Source organism: Pseudomonas sp. (assembly GCF_030698175.1).
Lineage (GTDB): Bacteria > Pseudomonadota > Gammaproteobacteria > Pseudomonadales > Pseudomonadaceae > Aquipseudomonas.
This window is the reverse complement of the sequence record NZ_JAUYNT010000006.1, coordinates 74,546-91,201: the sequence shown is the minus strand read 5'-3', so window position 1 is coordinate 91,201 and position 16,656 is coordinate 74,546. Positions and strand designations below refer to the sequence as shown.

The window sequence follows — 16,656 nt, the reverse complement described above, 5'->3', positions numbered from 1 at the left end:
GTGAAACGAAAAATATTGTTGTTGCTCGAAACCGGCCTGTTGCTGGCTGGCCTGTTATTGGCCTTGGCCGGCTGGCTACAACACAGTGCGCTGGAGCAGCCCTTGCGGGTCACGGCCGAGCAGCTGCTGGAGGTGCCTGTTGGTGCCACCCCAAGCGGGGTGCTCAACCGTCTGCAGCGCGAGGGCGTCTTGCAAGATGCGTTTTGGCTGCGTCTGTATTGGCGTTTCAATCTGTCAGGTCAGGCGCTACAGAGTGGCGAATACCAGCTGAAGCCGGGCATGCGGGTGGTGGATTTGCTCGGGCTTTGGCGGCGTGGCGAGGTGGTGCAGTACAAGCTGGCACTGATCGAGGGCTGGAGCTTTAAGCAGGTTCGCGCCGCCTTGGCGGGCCAGGGCAAGCTGGCGCAAAGCCTGATCGAACTCAGTGACGAGCAGCTGATGAGCAGCCTTGGTCGCGCCGGTGAGAACCCCGAGGGGCGCTTCTTTCCCGATACCTATCGTTTTGTCCGGGGCATGCGCGACATCGATCTGCTCAAGCAAGCCTTGGCGCGCATGGACGAGGTGTTAGCGCAGCAGTGGACGCAGCGCGCCGCCGACTTGCCTTACCGTGAGCCTTATCAGGCGCTGATCATGGCCTCCCTGGTGGAGAAAGAAACCGGGGTGCCGGAAGAGCGTGAAGAGATCGCCGGAGTGTTTTTGCGCCGGCTGAAAATCGGTATGTTGCTGCAGACCGATCCGACCGTTATCTATGGTTTGGGCGAGCGTTATAAGGGCAATCTGACCCGCGCCAATTTGCGTGAACCAAGCGCTTATAACACCTATTTAAACCCGGGTTTGCCGCCGACGCCGATTGCCTTGGTTGGCCGCGCAGCTATCTATGCGGCGTTGCATCCGGCGCCCGGTAACAGCCTGTATTTCGTCGCGCGTGGCGATGGTAGCCATGTGTTCTCCGCCGATCTGGATGCGCATAATCGCGCGGTGCAGGAGTTTCAACTCAAGCGCCGCGCCGATTACCGCTCCAGTCCGGCTAAAACCGACAGTCAAAAGGACAGCCAGTGAGCGGCCTGTTTATTACCTTGGAAGGCCCTGAAGGGGCTGGCAAGAGCACCAACCGAGACTATTTGGCCGCGCGTTTGGGCGAGCAAGGGATAGAGGTGTTGTTGACCCGTGAGCCCGGTGGCACGCCGCTGGCTGAGCGGGTACGCGAATTATTACTGGCGCCCAGCGCAGAACCGATGGCGGCCGATACCGAGTTACTTTTGGTGTTTGCCGCACGGGCTCAGCATTTGGCCGAAGTCATTCGCCCGGCCTTGGCCCGTGGCGGCGTGGTGTTGTGTGATCGCTTTACCGATGCCACTTACGCCTATCAAGGTGGCGGCCGTGGGTTGTCGGTTGAGCGTATCGCTCAGCTGGAGACTTTTGTTCAGGGGGAATTACGCCCCGACCTGACTCTGTTGTTTGATCTGCCGATTGAGGTGGGTTTGGCCCGTGCCGCAGCGCGCGGTCGGCTGGATCGCTTCGAGCAAGAAGGCCGCAGCTTTTTTGAGGCGGTGCGCCAGACCTATCTAGCGCGTGCCGCACAGGCACCGTCGCGCTATCGCATCCTCGATGCCGGGCAGAGTTTGCTGCAGGTGCAGTCGGCGTTGGACGCCTTGCTGCCGGAGTTGTTGGTGCGTTGCCGTGGCTGAGGTCTATCCCTGGCAGGCAACCCTGTGGCAACAATTGGCTGGGCGTAAGCAGCATGCGCATGCCTATCTGCTGCATGGGCCGGCCGGTATCGGCAAGCGCGCCTTGGCCGAGCGTTTGCGCGCACTGCTGCTCTGTCAGCGTCCGGTTGAGTTGGCGGCCTGCGGCCAGTGCAAAGGTTGTCACTTGCTGGCCGCGGGCAGTCACCCGGACAATTTTGTACTTGAGCCGGAAGAGGTCGACAAAGCCATTCGGGTCGATCAAGTCCGTGAGTTGGTCAGCTTTGTGGTGCAAACCGCTCAGCTTGGCGGTCGTAAGGTGGTGTTGGTGGAGCCGGCCGAGGCGATGAACCTGAATGCTGCCAACGCGTTGCTGAAGAGTCTGGAGGAGCCGGCCGGCAATACGGTGTTATTGCTGGTCAGCCATCAGCCGAGCCGCTTGTTGCCGACGGTAAAAAGTCGCTGTGTACAGCAGGCCTGTCCGTTGCCGAGCGCGGCTGCGAGTTTGCTCTGGTTGCAAACGGCCTTGCCTGAGAGCAGCGCTGAGCAGTTGCAAGAGCTGCTGGTGTTGGCCGCCGGCTCGCCATTGGAGGCGTTGCGTCTGCATGGGCAGGGCGTATTGGCGCAACGCGAGTTGGTGGTTGAGGGTGTGAAAAAGCTGCTCAAGCAACAGATTGGCGCCAGTCAGTTGGCTGAAAGCTGGAATGCCGTGCCCTTGATTCTGTTGTTCGATTGGTTTTGCGCTTGGTCGCAATTACTCCTGCGTTACCAGTTGACCCAGGATGACAGCGGCTTGGGTTTGGCCGATATGCGTAAAGTGTTGCCATATCTGGCGGCCAAGGCGTCGCAAGGCAAAGTGCTGGCGCTGCAGGACTGGTTACTGGCGCAGCGGCAAAAAGTCTTGGGTAAGGCCAATCTTAATCGGGTATTACTTCTCGAAGCCTTACTCGTGCAGTGGGCAAGCCTGCCTGAACCCGGCTAGAATCGGCCATTGAATCAATCAGCTAGGAATGCCGCATGAGCATGCCACCGAATTTGGGCCCGCGTAACGGGATCTTGTCTTTGACTATCAAGGACAAATCCGTGCTCTACGCCGCCTATATGGGTTTTGTTAAAAATGGCGGGCTGTTTATCCCGACCAACAAAAGCTACAAGCTGGGCGATGAAGTTTTTATGTTGCTCAGCTTGATGGATGAGCCGGAGAAAATCCCGGTCGCCGGCAAGGTGGTGTGGATTACCCCCAAAGGCGCCCAGGGCAACCGCGCGGCCGGTGTCGGCGTGCAGTTCAATGACGGCGACAACGCCGCGCGCAACAAGATCGAGACCTACCTGGCCGGTGCGCTGAAGTCTGATCGTCCGACCCACACCATGTGATTGCCCGACCTTCTATGTTGGTTGATTCCCACTGTCACCTCGACCGTCTCGACTTGGCTGCCCACGGCGGCTCGCTCGATGCGGCGCTGGATGCTGCGCGTGCCCGTGGTGTCGGGCATTTTCTCTGTATCGGCGTCAGTGCCGAAAACGCCCCAGCAGTTAAAGCCTTGGCCGAGCGTTATGCCGACGTGCATTGCTCGGTGGGTGTGCATCCGCTCGATCTAGAGCCTGGGGTGGCGCCGGCACTGGATTGGCTGTTGGCGGAGCTGAACCATCCGCGGGTGGTGGCGATTGGCGAAACCGGGCTGGACTATCACTACCAGCCAGAAGCCGCGCCGCTGCAGCGCGAGGCTTTTCGTTTGCACCTTGAGGCTGCGCAGATCACCGGCAAGCCGGTAATAGTGCACACCCGCGAGGCGCGCAGCGATACCTTGCAGCTGTTGCGCGAGGCCGCTTTGCCACAAGCGGGTGTTTTGCACTGTTTTACCGAAGACTGGCCAATGGCCAAGGCTGCGCTGGATCTGGGCTTTTATATTTCGCTGTCGGGAATCGTGACGTTTCGCAATGCCCAGGCCCTGCGTGAAGTGGCCTTGCAAGTGCCGGCCGACCGTCTGCTGGTTGAGACCGATGCGCCGTACCTGGCGCCGATACCTTATCGGGGCAAACCGAATTTGCCGCAGTATGTCCGTGAGGTTGCCGAGTTTTTGGCGGACTTGCGTGGGGTCAGCTTCGACAGCTTTGCCGAGCAGACCACCGATAACTTCCAGCGCTTGTTTAGCTTGGCGCAGCTAAACCGCAGCTAATTCGCAGCCAAAAAAAACCCGGATTCTGGGGGAGGAATCCGGGTTAAGACCATTTGGAGCAACCGAGGCACTCGGTCTATCGCGCCTCGCCTGGTGGGGCATTTGGGGATGTGCCGCACGCCAGTACTCTGAAGTATTGGCCAGATTCGCTGATCTTCCAGGCGGTTTCCCCGCATTTTTAAACTTATTTGGAATACCTAATACTTACTTCAGCGCACGCCGGCGTTTTTATCCGGTAACGGCCCCAAGTGGCTGAAGTTGCTTTGGCCTGGGATTGCTTTTTTGCTCGTCAATTGCAGGCTTATCTTCCCGTGGCAGCGCAGTGGCATGCTTAAGCGCGGGGGCGGCGCGTCGAATGGCGCTTATGCATGGTGTGTCGATGCCCGCCCAAACCTCGCTTGAGGCGGATGATCCGTGCATTTTCGCGTTAAGTAGGCATAATGCACGCCTTCTTTTTTTGTCTCCCGCAGTGTTTTTCTATGCACAAAGAACCCCGTAAGGTCCGTGAGTTTCTGCGCCGTGAGCAGGAGATTCTCGACACCGCGCTAAAGCTGTTTCTCGCTCAAGGCGAGGAAGGTGTGACCGTTGAGATGATTGCCGATGCGGTAGGTATTGGTAAGGGCACTATTTATAAGCATTTCAAATCCAAGGCCGAGATTTACCTGCGCTTGATGCTCGACTACGAGCGCGAGTTAAATGGCATCTTGCAATCTGCCGATGCTGAGCACGACAAAGAGGCTATCTCACGGGCCTTCTTTGAATTTCGTATGCGCGATCCGCAACGCTATCGACTGTTCGATCGTCTCGAAGAAAAAGCCGTGCGCGGCAATCATGTGCCCGAGCTGGTTGAGGAGTTACACAAGATTCGCGCCTCCAACTTCGATCGCTTGACCCTGCTGATCAAGGGTCGTATCAGCGAGGGCAAGCTGGAAGATGTGCCGCCGTACTTTCACTTCTGCGCCGCCTGGGCTTTGATCGATGGCGCGGTGTCGCTCTATCACTCACCGTTCTGGCGTGATGTGTTGGAAGACCAGGAAGGCTTCTTTCAGTTTTTGATGGATATTGGCGTGCGCATGGGCAACAAGCGCAAACGCGATGGCGACGTGCCGGTTAGTTGATGTCATTCAGCCGGCCAATGGCGCTGCGTTGCGCCTGTGTTGTGGTCGGTGGCGGCGATATACTCCGAGTATCCAGTAGCGGAGTTTCCTATGATTGTTGATCGCCAGGGCCGACGTTTTCGCAACTTGCGCATCAGCCTCACGGCGGCCTGCAACTACGCCTGCACCTACTGCGTGCCGGACGGCAAGCGGCTGGTGGCGGCGCAGGATGAGCTGTCGGCCCAGGCGCTGGTGCGTGGCGTTGCCTACCTGATTGAGGCCGCCGGTATTGAGCGCCTGCGCATCACCGGCGGTGAGCCGCTGGTGAGTCCAAAGCTTGAGGCATTTCTGCGTGAAGTCAGCGGCTTGGGGCTGCAGGACATTAGCCTGACCACTAACGGTCAGCTGCTTACGCGCAAGTTGCCCTTGTTGCTGGAGACTGGGATTCGCCGGCTGAATGTGTCGCTCGACACCCTCGACCCACAAGCCTTTCGCCGCATCGCCCGGGGTGGCGACTTGGCCAGCGTGCTGGAAGGGCTTGAGGCCGCCAGTGCGGCGGGCCTGAAAATCAAACTCAATATGGTGCCGCTGCGCGGCCAGAACCTCGATCAGGTCATGCCGCTGCTCGACTACTGCTTGGCGCGTGGCTTTGAACTGCGCTTTATCGAGCTGATGCGCATGGGCCACCTGGCCCGCGACTTGAATGGCTTTCAACAGCAGTTTGTCGGCATGCCCGAGTTGCTGGCGCTGATCGGTGCGCGCTATGAATACCTGCAGGCCGATGCGCCGCAGGATGCCACGGCGCTGCGCTATGAAATTCCCGGGCAGGGTTTTTTTGGCGTGATCGCCAATGAAAGCGTGCCGTTCTGCCGAACCTGTTCGCGCCTGCGCTTGTCATCTACCGGCTGGTTGCACGGCTGCTTGTCATCGAGCAACCGGCACTTTGTCGGCGACTTGCTCGATAAGCCTCGGCATGAGGCCTTGCCGGCGCTGCAGCGTTTGCTGGTGCGCGCCCTGGGTGACAAGCAAGAGGTGGCGTTCTCCGGTGGCGTTACCGTGATGAAAATTATTGGCGGCTAAGCCGCCTGTGTGAGTGAGTGGTTATGCCTGCAGAATTTCCAATCGACTACATCGAGCCCGTGTTTCGCCCGCCGAGCGAGGCGCACTCGCTGATTCTGCCGGTGACCAATGGTTGCTCCTGGAATGGCTGCAGCTTTTGCGAGATGTACACCCAGGAGCAAAAGAAATTCCGCGCCCGTGATGAGGCGCAAGTGCTGGACGAAATCAAACGCTGTGGCGAGCAGATGATAGTGCAGCGGATCTTTCTGGCCGATGGCGATGCGCTGGTGCTGCCAACCCGGCGGCTGCTGACGATTTTGGCGGCCATTGCCGAGCATATGCCGACTGTCACCCGCGTCTCCAGCTATTGCCTGCCGCGCAACCTGCGCAAAAAGTCGGTGGCCGAGCTTAAAGAGCTGGCCGACGCCGGGCTGAAAATGGCCTATGTCGGCGCCGAGTCGGGTGACGACGAGGTGCTGGCGCGGGTCAATAAAGGCGAGACTTTCGAGTCGACCCTAAGCGCCCTGGATAAGCTCGGTGAGGCCGGCATCACCCGCTCGGTGATGGTGCTCAATGGCTTGGGTGGCACCCAGCTGAGTGAGCAACATGCGCTGAACTCAGCGCGCTTGATGAATGCCGCGCAGCCGGAATTTCTCTCGACCCTGGTGGTGAGCTTCCCCACCGGCGAGGCGCGCTTTCGCGCAGGTTTTGCCGATTATCAGCCGCTTTCCCAGCAGCAGTTGTTTGTTGAGATCGAGCGCTTTGTGCAGGCACTGGAGCTGCGTGACACGGTGTTTCGCAGCGATCATGCGTCCAATTACCTGGTGCTCAAGGGTGTGTTGGGCGCCGACAAAGCCCGCATGCTGGCGCAGGTTCGTCAGGCCATCGAGCAACCGCAACAGGCGCGTTTACGCCAGGAGTGGCAGCGCGGCTTGTAATGGCCTGCAAGGGCTGGCGCGTAAACTGCATTGCTGAGTGACTATTGAACGGTCCGTCGATTTTCTGTCGCGGCGTCTGGAGAAATTCTCATGCGTGGTTTGATTGTCATGCGTAGTTTGATCGTCTCGCTGTTGTTGCTGAGCCTCAGCGCCTGCATGAGTGTCAGCGATATGGCCGACGGCGTCGGCGCTCAGCTCAGCGATGCCGGTGTGCTCGACCACAGTCGCACCTATCGGCTGAATTCTCGGCATCTGCAGCCCGACTCTTTCATCTATATCGCTCAAGGGCCTTTCGTGCCGCCGGGCAGCGCTTATCCGCGACCCAATGTGGTGGCCGAAGAAGCCTTTGTCGGGTTTATTCAATATTTTCCCTTGGTGCAGCGCTCGCCGCAGCCGCTTGGGCTGGATGCGGCCATGGGTCAGGCGCGTACCGCTGGGGCGAATTATCTGTTGTATGCGCGCTTTGCCGCTGCTGATGATCGCATCGGCAACACGGACGAGTGGCAAGACCAGGAGGCGCTTGATCGCCTCGGTGTCGACCACGGTGTGGTGCAGTTGATGTTGATCGAGACCAGCACTCGCTATCTGGTCGACTCGGCGCAAATCCGCAGCCGTGGCGGCCTGTTTAATTTCTACGATGCCAAGCCGCAAGACTTGCTGGCCGCGCCGCTGCGCGATTATGCCCGCAGCTTGCTGGGTGTCAGTGAGCAGGGAGCGACCTATGACTGAGGCTAAAACCGCCGATTTGTTGGCGCAAATTCCCATGCTGGGCAAGAAGGGCTTGCCGCCGGTGCATCTGTGGAATCCGCCGTGCTGTGGCGCTATCGACATGCGTATTGCCCGTGACGGCAGTTGGTTTTACCTGGGTACGCCGATTGGCCGCAAGCCGATGGTTAAACTGTTCTCCAGCATCATCCGCCGCGATGGGGATGAATACTTTCTGGTGACGCCGGTCGAGAAAGTCGGCATCCAGGTAGATGGCGCGCCTTTTGTGGTGGTCAGTCTGCAGGTCGAGGGCGAGGGTAAAACGCAGTTATTGCGCTTTACCAGTAACGTTGACGATGAGGTCGAGGCCGGCGCTAAGCATCCACTGCGTTTTGCTATCGATCCGCTGACCCAGGAGCCGTCGCCCTATGTGCTGATGCGCAGCAATCTGGAGGCGCTGATCTTGCGCAGTCAGTTTTATCAGCTGGTCGAGTTGGCGCAGCCCCATGAGGTTGACGGGCGAATTTGGTTGGGCGTTTGGAGCGGCGGGGTGTTCTTCCCGATTGGCCCGCAGGACGAGTAAATCGTAGGCAACAAAAAGGGCTCAGAGGAGCCCTTTTTTATGTGCCGCTAACCGCTTACATGTTCGGGTAGTTCGGGCCGCCGGCACCTTCTGGGGTTACCCAGTTGATGTTCTGCGATGGGTCTTTGATGTCGCAGGTTTTGCAGTGCACGCAGTTTTGCGCGTTGATCTGGAACTTCTTCTCGCCGTCTTCCTTAACCACGATTTCATACACGCCAGCCGGGCAGTAACGCTGAGCAGGTTCGTCGTACAGCGGCAGGTTACGGCCGAGCGGAATGCTCGCGTCGGTGAGTTTCAGGTGGCAGGGCTGCTCTTCTTCATGGTTGGTGTTGGAGAGAAACACCGAACTCAGCTTGTCGAAGCTCAGTTTGCCATCTGGTTTTGGATAGTCGATTTTCGCCGAGTCCGCCGCCAGCTTCATGCAGGCGTGGTCCGGCTTGTTGTCGTGCAGGGTGAACGGCAGTTTGCCGTTGAAGATGTTTTGGTCGATGAAGTTGAAGGCAGCGCCGGCCAAGACGCCGAACTTGTGCATCGCAGGACCCCAGTTACGGCTGCGGAACAGCTCATCAAACAACCAGCTGGCCTTGAAGCCATCGACGTAAGCGGTCAGTTGATCACCGCCTTCGCTGCCGGCAAACAGCGCATCAGCCACGGCTTCTGCGGCCAACATGCCAGACTTCATCGCGGTGTGGCTGCCCTTGATCTTGGAGAAGTTCATGGTGCCAAGATCGCAGCCGATCAGTGCGCCGCCAGCAAAGACCATCTTCGGCAGCGAGTTCAGGCCGCCCTTGGCGAGCGCGCGAGCGCCGTAGCTGACGCGTTTGCCGCCTTCCAGGTACTGGGCAAACACCGGATGATGTTTGAGGCGTTGGAACTCATCAAAGGGCGAGAGGTTGGCGTTGCTGTACGACAACTCAACGACCAAGCCTACTACCACTTGGTTGTTTTCCAGGTGATAGAGGAAGGAGCCGCCGGTGTCTTGGTTGCCGACTACATTCAGCGGCCAGCCGGCGGTATGTACCACCAGGCCTTGCTCGTGCTTGGCTGGGTCGATGTCCCAGATTTCCTTGATGCCGATGCCGTAGTGCTGGGCGTCAGAGTCGGAATCCAAGTTGAATTTGCTGATCAGTTGCTTGCCGAGGTGACCACGGCAGCCTTCGGCGAACAGGGTGTACTTGCCGCGCAGCTCCATGCCGGGGGTGTAGAGGCCGTCTTTCGGGTGGCCTTCGCGGTCAACGCCCAGATCGCCGGTGAGAATGCCGCGCACCACGTTGTTCTCGTCGATCAGCACTTCCTGAGCGGCGAAACCTGGGTAGATTTCCACCCCAAGGTTCTCGGCCTGCTGGGCCAACCAGCGGCACAGGTTGCCCAGGGAGATGATGAAGTTGCCTTCGTTGTGCATGGTCTTGGGCACGAACAGGCCGGGAAACTTAACGGACGATTGCGCATTGGTCAGCATGTAGATGTCGTCGCGCTTGACCGGGGTATTCAGCGGTGCGCCGAGTTCTTTCCAGTCCGGGAACAGCTCATTCAGGGCGCGTGGTTCGAAGACTGCGCCGGAGAGAATGTGTGCGCCAACTTCGGAGCCTTTCTCCACCACGCAGACGCTGATTTCTTTACCAGCCTCAGCGGCCTTCTGTTTCAGTCGGCAGGCAGCGGACAAACCAGCTGGGCCGGCGCCGACGATGACGACGTCGAATTCCATAAATTCGCGTTCCACAGACTTTCTCCTACTCAGGGCTCTTCGGTATTTTAGTTATGCTGTGAGGCTAGGGGCTTTTCACAGTTAAAGCTAAGGCATTATATCCAGACCCTGCGGCGGGTCCAATACAAACGTTTGTTTGAATTCTCTGTGAGCCTTGTGCCGCCTTGCTTGGCTGCTGATTAACGGGCATCCCTGCGTATTGACCGAGGAGGGTGATGCAGTCAAAATGCGGACGGTTTCACGCCCGCAGATTGGGCACTTATGTCGGTTGCGGCCGACCCTGCTGAGCTAGCCAGGTTCTACCTAGGCGACATTCTAATTCACCGGGAGTAACGAGTAAGCCATGAAGGTTCTTGTAGCTGTCAAACGAGTGGTCGACTTCAACGTCAAGGTTCGCGTTAAAGCGGATAACTCCGGCGTTGACCTTGCGAACGTCAAGATGTCGATGAACCCCTTCTGCGAAATCGCTGTGGAAGAAGCTGTCCGTCTGAAAGAGAAGGGCGTTGCTAGCGAAATCGTGGTTGTTTCCATTGGCCCAACTAACGCCCAAGAGCAGCTGCGTACCGCCTTGGCGCTGGGCGCAGACCGCGCCATTTTGGTTGACTGCGCGGACGAACTGAACTCTTTGGCCGTGGCCAAACTGCTTAAAGCAGTGGTCGACAAAGAACAGCCACAGCTGGTGATCTTGGGCAAACAGTCCATTGACAGCGACAACAATCAGACTGGCCAAATGCTCGGTGCCCTGACGGGTTTCGCTCAAGGTACTTTCGCCTCCAAGGTGGAAGTGGCTGGCGACAAAGTTAACGTGACCCGCGAAGTTGACGGCGGTCTGCAGACCGTTGCCCTGAGCCTGCCGGCCATCGTAACGACTGACCTGCGCCTGAACGAGCCGCGCTACGCGTCGCTGCCAAACATCATGAAGGCCAAGAAGAAGCCGCTGGAAGTGATCACCCCGGACGCCCTGGGTGTTTCGACTGCGTCCACCGTCAAGACTCTGAAAGTTGAAGCGCCGGCTACCCGCAGCGCTGGCGTCATGGTTAAGTCCGTGGCTGAGCTGGTTGAGAAACTTAAGAACGAGGCGAAGGTAATCTAAATGACTATCTTGGTTATTGCTGAACACTCAAACACTGCTATCGCTGGCGCCACGTTGAACACTGTTGCCGCGGCGCAAGCCATCGGTGGCGATATTCACGTACTGGTTGCCGGTAGCGCTTGCGGCGCTGCTGCTGAAGCTGCAGGCAAAATTGCTGGCGTGGCTAAAGTGCTGGTGGCTGACGACGCGGCTTACGCCCATCAGCTGCCGGAAAACGTTGCGCCGCTGATCGCCGAACTGGGTAAGGGCTACAGCCACATCCTGGCTTGCGCGACCGCCAACGGCAAAAATATCCTGCCGCGGGTTGCCGCTCAGCTGGATGTTGACCAGATCTCGGAAATCATTGCCGTGGTCAGCGCCGATACCTTCAAGCGTCCGATCTATGCCGGTAACGCCATTGCTACCGTGCAGTCGACTGCGTCGGTAAAAGTGATCACCGTGCGTTCCACCGGTTTTGACCCAGTGGCCGCCGAAGGCGGTTCTGCTGCTGTTGAAGCCGTCAGTGGCTCGGCTGATGCCGGCAAGTCGGCATTCGTGGCCGAAGAGCTGGCCAAGTCGGATCGTCCTGAGCTGACCGCCGCCAAAATCGTCATCTCTGGCGGTCGTGGCATGCAGAACGGCGACAACTTCAAGCATCTGTACTCGCTGGCCGACAAGCTCGGCGCAGCTGTTGGTGCTTCGCGCGCCGCAGTTGACGCAGGCTTCGTACCGAACGATATGCAGGTGGGTCAAACCGGCAAAATCGTTGCACCACAGCTATACATCGCAGTGGGTATTTCCGGCGCGATCCAGCACTTGGCCGGCATGAAAGACTCCAAAGTGATTGTTGCAATCAACAAGGACGCTGACGCGCCGATCTTCCAAGTGGCCGATTACGGCCTGGTGGCAGACCTGTTCGAAGCTATCCCTGAGCTGGAGAAACTGGTTTAAGCCAGTTTCATCGGCGCATAAAAAACCCGCTCATTGAGCGGGTTTTTTTATCGGTTTTTTCTATCGGTAAAAATCAGCTCTTGCTGCTGTCGAGAAAGGCTTGGTAATGGGCGGCGGTTTCTTCCGGGCGTTCGATCATCGGTACGTGGCCGCAGTCTTTCATGATCACCACGGTCGGTTGCTTGAGCAGCGGTTTCATTACCTCGATGCTTGACACATCCAGGGCACGATCCTGGTCGCCCCAGAGCAGCAGAGTTGGCACCTGGATCTTGGCCAGCTCCGGCTCCAATGGGATATAGCGTTCGCGCAGTTGACTGAAGATTTTCTGATTCAGCTCATGGTTGGCTATCGAGCGTCGGGCAAAGTGCTGTTTCAAGGATTCGGGCAGGCTGGGCTGCTCGACAAACAGAAAGCTCATCATCCGCTCGAAGTCTTCCGGTTGGCTGACCAGCAGCGGATTCGGCTCGCCCCGCTCAAGACGTTTGAATAGTTCGCTTTGCTGTGGTGCCGTGATGCCGGCGTTGTCCAGCAGCGCCACGCTCAGCACTTGCTCTGGGTAGCGGGCGGCATACAGAGCGGCGATATGGCCGCCCATGGAGTTGCCAATCAGGTGCAGCTTATGGATGCCCAGTTGTTTGGCAAAGGCGGCCAGGCGCTCGGTCTGGGTGCCAACGTCGTAGCTGGCGTCGGGTTTGCTACTTTCGCCAAAGCCCGGCAAGTCCAGGGCAAGCACATGGTAACGGGCGGTTAGTGGCCGGGAGAAACGCAGCCAGTTGTCTTTGTCGGCGCCAAAACCATGAATCATCAGGATGGTTTCAGCGTCTTTTGGCCCACCCTCGTAGTAGTGAATATTGAAGTCACCGACTTGCACTTGTTTGTGCGTCAGCCCGGCCAGTTGCCGTTCGGCAAATTGCGCGGTGGCCAGCAAGGCGCTGGGTGACAGGTAGAGGGTCCCGCCGGCAGCGGCCAGAATCAGGGTGAGTGCGAGTAGCAGTTTTCTCATGACGCAGCCTTTTGGTGATTGGTTATTGATAAGCCGATTAAGCTAGCATGAAGCCCCGCTCAAAGGCTCGGGCGTGCTGTGCGCCTAGCCAAAGGTTCAGTCGAGAGAGTTTATGCGAGTTGCTTGTTACCTGGCGGCTTGGCTGCTAAGCCTGGCCTGTTGGCCGCTCGCCGTGTTGGCGGCGACGCCCTGCGAGCGGCTGGTAGCGACCGCTGATACGCAAGCGCCGCCCTACCTTTGGCAGGATCCTGCGCATCCGCGGCAATTGCTCGGCGCCAATGCCGATTTGCTGAAGCACCTCAGTCGTGAATTGGGCGTGCAGATCAAGCTGCTCGATAGCGGTTCTTGGGCTGCTGCTCAGCAAGAGGTGCGCAGCGGTCGCAGCGATCTGCTGCTCGGGGCGTTTTTGAGCTTGCCCGAACCGCAACAATACGATTTTATTCTGCCGCCCGTCTGGCCAGGCGGCCAGGTTTCGGCTGACGCTGATCCGCTGGCGAGCCTGGTACCCGGAGCGCAGTCGGACAGCACCCCGCCCATGCTCGAGAATCCGGCGCAATACCTGGCGCTGGGGCGTGACTCGGCGTGCAATACGCCGTTGCTACGCGGACAGTTGGCAAAAAAAATGGCAGAATTGCGCGCCTCTGGCCTGCTCGAAGCGCTGCTAAAGAGCAATTTGGCCCGTTGGCAAGCGCAGCAACTGCAAGTGTTGCTGGCGCCGGGCACCCCAACTCAGTAGGAAGGCTTGTGTGAATAATCGTGTTTTTTGCATCTTTGCAGCACTGCTGGCACTGGCCGGTTGCGCCAGCGATCCGGCGCCGACTGAACAGCTGCGCCTAACCGAACAAGCCCTGCTGCAGGCCCGTGCAGTCGGCGCCACTGAGCTGTTGGTGGACATGCGGCTGGCCGAGCAAAAATTTGCCCTGGCGCAGAAGAACATGCCCGAAGAGGATTACAAACGTGCCCGGTTGCTGGCCGAGCAGGCCGAACTGGACGCTCGCCTGGCTGAGGCGCAGGTGCTGACGGGCAAGAGTCAGGAACAGTTGAGCGCCCTGAATGCGCGCATCACGCGGCTGCGCAAGCAGTTGGGAGATCTGCAATGAAGCGCCTTAACTATCGCCCCACGGCTGCGCTGTTGGTCTTGGCGCTGCTGGCTGGTTGCGCCGGTTCCGCGCTTAGCGAGCAAGAGCTGGCCGCCGCCCGGGTCAGCTTTCAGAAGGTCAAACATGATCCGCAAGTGCTGCGCAGCGCCCCTCTGGATGTGGTACGGGCCGGTGAGTCCTTGACCCGCGCCGAGGGGTTTTCTGGTTATTGGGGCAGCAGCGCCGATGTGAGCCACTACGCCTACCTGAGTCTGCGCTTCAGTCAGATTGCCAGCGAGCACAGCCTGTTGATGGTTAACCAAGAGCGCCTGGGCAAACTTGAGCACGAGCGTCAGCGCCTGCAGCAAGCGTTGCGCGACGCCAAGTTGCTCAGCGTGCAGCAACAAGGTCAGGCGCAGGATGAGCAAATGGTCAGCCTGACCCGCACTCAGGTCGATCGCGGCTTGGTGATGACCCTGAACGACGTGCTGTTTGAGCCCGCGCAAGCCAATCTGAATGCCACGGCCAATCGCACCCTGCTGAAATTGGTGCAGTTTCTGCAACTCAACCCGCGGCGGATTGTGCGGATCGAAGGTTACGCCGATAACCAAGGCACCCAGGCGCAAAACCTGCTGCTGAGTGTTGAGCGCGCCCAAGAGGTCGCCAATGTGCTGGAGGACTTAGGGATAGATAAGAAGCGCCTGCAGGTGCAAGGCTACGGCGAGGCTTACCCGCTGGCCGAAAACGCCTCACGGCGTGGTCGCGAGCAAAATCGCCGGGTTGAAATTGTCTTCTCCGATGAGCAAGGCAACTTAAGCCCGGCTCGCTAAGACCTCCGCCCAAGAAAGCCCTGGTTGCTGCAAGCACCGGGGCTTTTTGTTGTCTGCGCCAAGCACCTGCCTGGATTTGTACTGTATTGGCCAGATCAGTTAAAACTGTGCCGGTGCAATTTCTGGTGGCTTTGCTACTGTAATGGTTCAACGTCACGGACTCGCCAGCATGACTAACTTATTGCTGTATCAACGCATCGCCCAACAATTGGCCGAGGACATACGCCTGGGCGTTTATCGGCCCGGTGAGCGGGTGCCGTCGGTGCGCAAGCTCAGTGCGCAGATGAGCGTCAGCCATGCCACCGTGCTCCAGGCCTACGCCAACCTGGAAGATCAGGGGCTGATCCGGGCGCGGCCGCAGTCGGGTTTTTATGTCCATCAGAGCGCCGCATTGACCGCTGCCACCCCAGCCATTGCCCGGGTCGAAGGGCCGGCGCTGGTGACGCGCAGTAGCATCATCAATCAGGTTCTGCACGAATCGCGTCGCGAAGGCGTGTTGCCCCTGGGCGCGGCGGTGCCGCATGCCAGTTATTTGCCGGTGCGGGCGTTGCAGCAGCAGGTCGCCAAGGTCACCCGTTTCCATGCCGCCGAGGCCTTTGGCTATATGTTCAGCCCGGGCTACGAGCCGCTGCGCCGGCAGGTGGCGATTCGCATGCGCGATGCCGGCGTGCTGGTGGCGCCGGATGAGGTGGTGATTACCCACGGCTGTACCGATGCGGTGCACATGGCCTTGCGGGTGATGACTCAGCCCGGCGATCTGATCGCCGTCGAGTCGCCGACCTACTACGGCTTGCTGCAAGTCGCCGACTTGCTCGGCCTGAAGGTCATCGAAATCCCCAGCGACGCCAACACCGGCATCAGCCTGGAAGCCTTGCAGTTGGCGGCCAGCCAGTGGCCGATCAAGGCCTTGGTGTTTACCGCCCGGGGCAGCAACCCAATGGGCGGCACCTTGCCCGAGGCGCGGCAGCGCGAGTTGCTGCAACTGGCGGCGCGCCATGACCTGCAGATTATCGAGGACGATATCTACGGCGAGCTGATGTTCGAGCCAGGCGCAAGCCGCGCCCTGAAAGCCTTGGATACTCAAGGGCGGGTGGTGTACTGCTCGAGCTTCTCAAAAACCCTGTCGCCGGGGGTGCGCATCGGTTGGGTGATTGCCGGCAAATACCAGGCGGCGATCCAACGTTTGCAAACCTTCAGCACCTACTCGGCCTGCAGCGTGACGCAGATGGGCGTGGCGGCGTATCTGGAGAATGGCGGCTACGACCGCCACCTGCGCTATATCCGCCAGGAGTATCGCAAGAATCTCACGGCCTTTCAGTTGGCGGTGCAGCAGCACTTTCCGCCCGGCACCCAGATGACCCGGCCCAATGGTGGCTTCACCTTGTGGCTCAGTTTGCCGGCGCCGGTCAATTGCAAAGAGCTGCACGTGCGCGCCTTGCAACAGGGCATCAGCATCGTGCCCGGGCAGATCTTCAGTAACACCGAGCAGTTCAACCACTGCCTGCGCCTCAGCTGTGGCATGCCCTGGAGTCGCGATATTGAGCGGGCCATCATGACTCTCGGAATGCTGGCGACCCAGCTGTGTACGGCGGCCAATAGCGCTTAGTTGCACCTGCGGGCGCGGTGAAAATAACCTCAGCGCTGCTGCTTGGCTTTACCCGTGGGCGGGGGTGACGACGGTGGCGCGGCGCTCGCATTCCAGGCCGCCGCAGAGGTTTCTACCCGGCCAGCTACCCCCCCCCATGTTTGTCCCCGGTTATCTGCGCCGCATC

Annotated in this window: 18 protein-coding genes; 16 read left to right on the top strand and 2 right to left on the bottom strand. The window is 59.1% G+C overall.

Features of this window, described 5'->3' with window-relative positions:
- The 10 genes from mltG to Q8R10_RS03190 all read left to right on the top strand — a co-directional run bounded on the left by mltG (window position 1) and on the right by Q8R10_RS03190 (window position 8,244).
- Entirely contained in the window at window positions 1-1,059 is a 1,059-nt protein-coding gene (gene mltG, locus Q8R10_RS03235; protein WP_305650966.1) for an endolytic transglycosylase MltG, read from the top strand.
- Window positions 1,056-1,688 carry a dTMP kinase gene (tmk, locus tag Q8R10_RS03230; RefSeq protein WP_305650965.1) on the top strand — a complete coding sequence of 211 codons (633 nt, stop codon included), beginning with the start codon at window positions 1,056-1,058 and terminating at the stop codon, window positions 1,686-1,688. The genes mltG and tmk overlap by 4 nt, the downstream gene beginning before the upstream one ends.
- A complete protein-coding gene (locus Q8R10_RS03225; protein ID WP_305650964.1) occupies window positions 1,681-2,667 on the top strand; it encodes a DNA polymerase III subunit delta' in 987 nt (328 codons plus the stop codon). Before tmk ends, Q8R10_RS03225 begins: the two co-directional genes overlap by 8 nt.
- Before the next feature lie 35 nt (window positions 2,668-2,702).
- Window positions 2,703-3,059 carry a PilZ domain-containing protein gene (locus tag Q8R10_RS03220; protein WP_305650963.1) on the top strand — a complete coding sequence of 119 codons (357 nt, stop codon included), beginning with the start codon at window positions 2,703-2,705 and terminating at the stop codon, window positions 3,057-3,059.
- Between the two features lie 14 nt (window positions 3,060-3,073).
- On the top strand, window positions 3,074-3,862 hold the full coding sequence (locus Q8R10_RS03215) for a TatD family hydrolase (RefSeq protein WP_305650962.1): 789 nt from the start codon (window positions 3,074-3,076) through the stop codon (window positions 3,860-3,862).
- Window positions 3,863-4,341: 479 nt separating this feature from the next.
- Window positions 4,342-4,980, top strand: a complete 639-nt coding sequence (locus Q8R10_RS03210) for a TetR/AcrR family transcriptional regulator (RefSeq protein ID WP_305650960.1) — start codon at window positions 4,342-4,344, stop codon at window positions 4,978-4,980.
- Between the two features lie 90 nt (window positions 4,981-5,070).
- On the top strand, window positions 5,071-6,039 hold the full coding sequence (locus tag Q8R10_RS03205) for a GTP 3',8-cyclase MoaA (RefSeq protein ID WP_305650958.1): 969 nt from the start codon (window positions 5,071-5,073) through the stop codon (window positions 6,037-6,039).
- A 23-nt stretch (window positions 6,040-6,062) separates the two neighbouring features.
- The gene (locus Q8R10_RS03200; protein ID WP_305650956.1) at window positions 6,063-6,956 is read left to right on the top strand and encodes a radical SAM protein; all 894 of its coding nucleotides are present in this window, start codon (window positions 6,063-6,065) and stop codon (window positions 6,954-6,956) included.
- Between the two features lie 108 nt (window positions 6,957-7,064).
- Window positions 7,065-7,685 carry a DUF4823 domain-containing protein gene (locus Q8R10_RS03195; RefSeq protein ID WP_305651161.1) on the top strand — a complete coding sequence of 207 codons (621 nt, stop codon included), beginning with the start codon at window positions 7,065-7,067 and terminating at the stop codon, window positions 7,683-7,685.
- The gene (locus Q8R10_RS03190) at window positions 7,678-8,244 is read left to right on the top strand and encodes a DUF1285 domain-containing protein (protein WP_305650954.1); all 567 of its coding nucleotides are present in this window, start codon (window positions 7,678-7,680) and stop codon (window positions 8,242-8,244) included. The genes Q8R10_RS03195 and Q8R10_RS03190 overlap by 8 nt, the downstream gene beginning before the upstream one ends.
- Window positions 8,245-8,299: 55 nt before the next feature.
- Here the strand turns inward: Q8R10_RS03190 and Q8R10_RS03185 are convergent, their stop codons facing one another.
- Window positions 8,300-9,964: an electron transfer flavoprotein-ubiquinone oxidoreductase gene (locus Q8R10_RS03185; protein ID WP_305650952.1), complete on the bottom strand. Its 1,665-nt coding sequence runs from the start codon at window positions 9,962-9,964 to the stop codon at window positions 8,300-8,302.
- Window positions 9,965-10,292: 328 nt separating this feature from the next.
- On the opposite strand from Q8R10_RS03185, the gene Q8R10_RS03180 reads away from it, so the two are divergent.
- Complete coding sequence (locus Q8R10_RS03180) at window positions 10,293-11,042, top strand: electron transfer flavoprotein subunit beta/FixA family protein (RefSeq protein ID WP_305650950.1); 750 nt, start codon at window positions 10,293-10,295, stop codon at window positions 11,040-11,042.
- A complete protein-coding gene (locus Q8R10_RS03175; RefSeq protein ID WP_305650948.1) occupies window positions 11,043-11,972 on the top strand; it encodes an electron transfer flavoprotein subunit alpha/FixB family protein in 930 nt (309 codons plus the stop codon).
- 73 nt (window positions 11,973-12,045) lie between these two features.
- On the opposite strand, the gene Q8R10_RS03170 is transcribed toward Q8R10_RS03175, so the two are convergent.
- Entirely contained in the window at window positions 12,046-12,975 is a 930-nt protein-coding gene (locus Q8R10_RS03170) for an alpha/beta fold hydrolase (protein ID WP_305650946.1), read from the bottom strand.
- 112 nt (window positions 12,976-13,087) lie between these two features.
- On the opposite strand from Q8R10_RS03170, the gene Q8R10_RS03165 reads away from it, so the two are divergent.
- The 4 genes from Q8R10_RS03165 to Q8R10_RS03150 all read left to right on the top strand — a co-directional run bounded on the left by Q8R10_RS03165 (window position 13,088) and on the right by Q8R10_RS03150 (window position 16,490).
- On the top strand, window positions 13,088-13,711 hold the full coding sequence (locus Q8R10_RS03165; protein WP_305650945.1) for a transporter substrate-binding domain-containing protein: 624 nt from the start codon (window positions 13,088-13,090) through the stop codon (window positions 13,709-13,711).
- 10 nt (window positions 13,712-13,721) lie between these two features.
- Window positions 13,722-14,075: a DUF4398 domain-containing protein gene (locus Q8R10_RS03160; RefSeq protein ID WP_305650943.1), complete on the top strand. Its 354-nt coding sequence runs from the start codon at window positions 13,722-13,724 to the stop codon at window positions 14,073-14,075.
- Entirely contained in the window at window positions 14,072-14,884 is an 813-nt protein-coding gene (locus Q8R10_RS03155) for an OmpA family protein (protein WP_305650941.1), read from the top strand. Before Q8R10_RS03160 ends, Q8R10_RS03155 begins: the two co-directional genes overlap by 4 nt.
- 169 nt (window positions 14,885-15,053) lie before the next feature.
- Window positions 15,054-16,490, top strand: coding sequence for a PLP-dependent aminotransferase family protein (locus Q8R10_RS03150; RefSeq protein ID WP_305650939.1), 1,437 nt, complete (start codon window positions 15,054-15,056; stop codon window positions 16,488-16,490).
- Window positions 16,491-16,656 lie beyond the last annotated feature (166 nt).

What these genes read in the sequence shown, in the direction of transcription:
- Q8R10_RS03220 (WP_305650963.1), top strand. Translation starts at nt 2,703, where the DNA reads ATGAGCATGCCACCGAATTTGGGCCCGCGTAACGGGATCTTGTCTTTG.
- Q8R10_RS03215 (WP_305650962.1), top strand. Translation starts at nt 3,074, where the DNA reads ATGTTGGTTGATTCCCACTGTCACCTCGACCGTCTCGACTTGGCTGCC.
- Q8R10_RS03210 (WP_305650960.1), top strand. Translation starts at nt 4,342, where the DNA reads ATGCACAAAGAACCCCGTAAGGTCCGTGAGTTTCTGCGCCGTGAGCAG.
- Q8R10_RS03205 (WP_305650958.1), top strand. Translation starts at nt 5,071, where the DNA reads ATGATTGTTGATCGCCAGGGCCGACGTTTTCGCAACTTGCGCATCAGC.
- Q8R10_RS03200 (WP_305650956.1), top strand. Translation starts at nt 6,063, where the DNA reads ATGCCTGCAGAATTTCCAATCGACTACATCGAGCCCGTGTTTCGCCCG.
- Q8R10_RS03195 (WP_305651161.1), top strand. Translation starts at nt 7,065, where the DNA reads ATGCGTAGTTTGATCGTCTCGCTGTTGTTGCTGAGCCTCAGCGCCTGC.
- Q8R10_RS03190 (WP_305650954.1), top strand. Translation starts at nt 7,678, where the DNA reads ATGACTGAGGCTAAAACCGCCGATTTGTTGGCGCAAATTCCCATGCTG.
- Q8R10_RS03180 (WP_305650950.1), top strand. Translation starts at nt 10,293, where the DNA reads ATGAAGGTTCTTGTAGCTGTCAAACGAGTGGTCGACTTCAACGTCAAG.
- Q8R10_RS03175 (WP_305650948.1), top strand. Translation starts at nt 11,043, where the DNA reads ATGACTATCTTGGTTATTGCTGAACACTCAAACACTGCTATCGCTGGC.
- Q8R10_RS03170 (WP_305650946.1), bottom strand. Translation starts at nt 12,975, where the DNA reads ATGAGAAAACTGCTACTCGCACTCACCCTGATTCTGGCCGCTGCCGGC.
- Q8R10_RS03165 (WP_305650945.1), top strand. Translation starts at nt 13,088, where the DNA reads ATGCGAGTTGCTTGTTACCTGGCGGCTTGGCTGCTAAGCCTGGCCTGT.
- Q8R10_RS03155 (WP_305650941.1), top strand. Translation starts at nt 14,072, where the DNA reads ATGAAGCGCCTTAACTATCGCCCCACGGCTGCGCTGTTGGTCTTGGCG.
- Q8R10_RS03150 (WP_305650939.1), top strand. Translation starts at nt 15,054, where the DNA reads ATGACTAACTTATTGCTGTATCAACGCATCGCCCAACAATTGGCCGAG.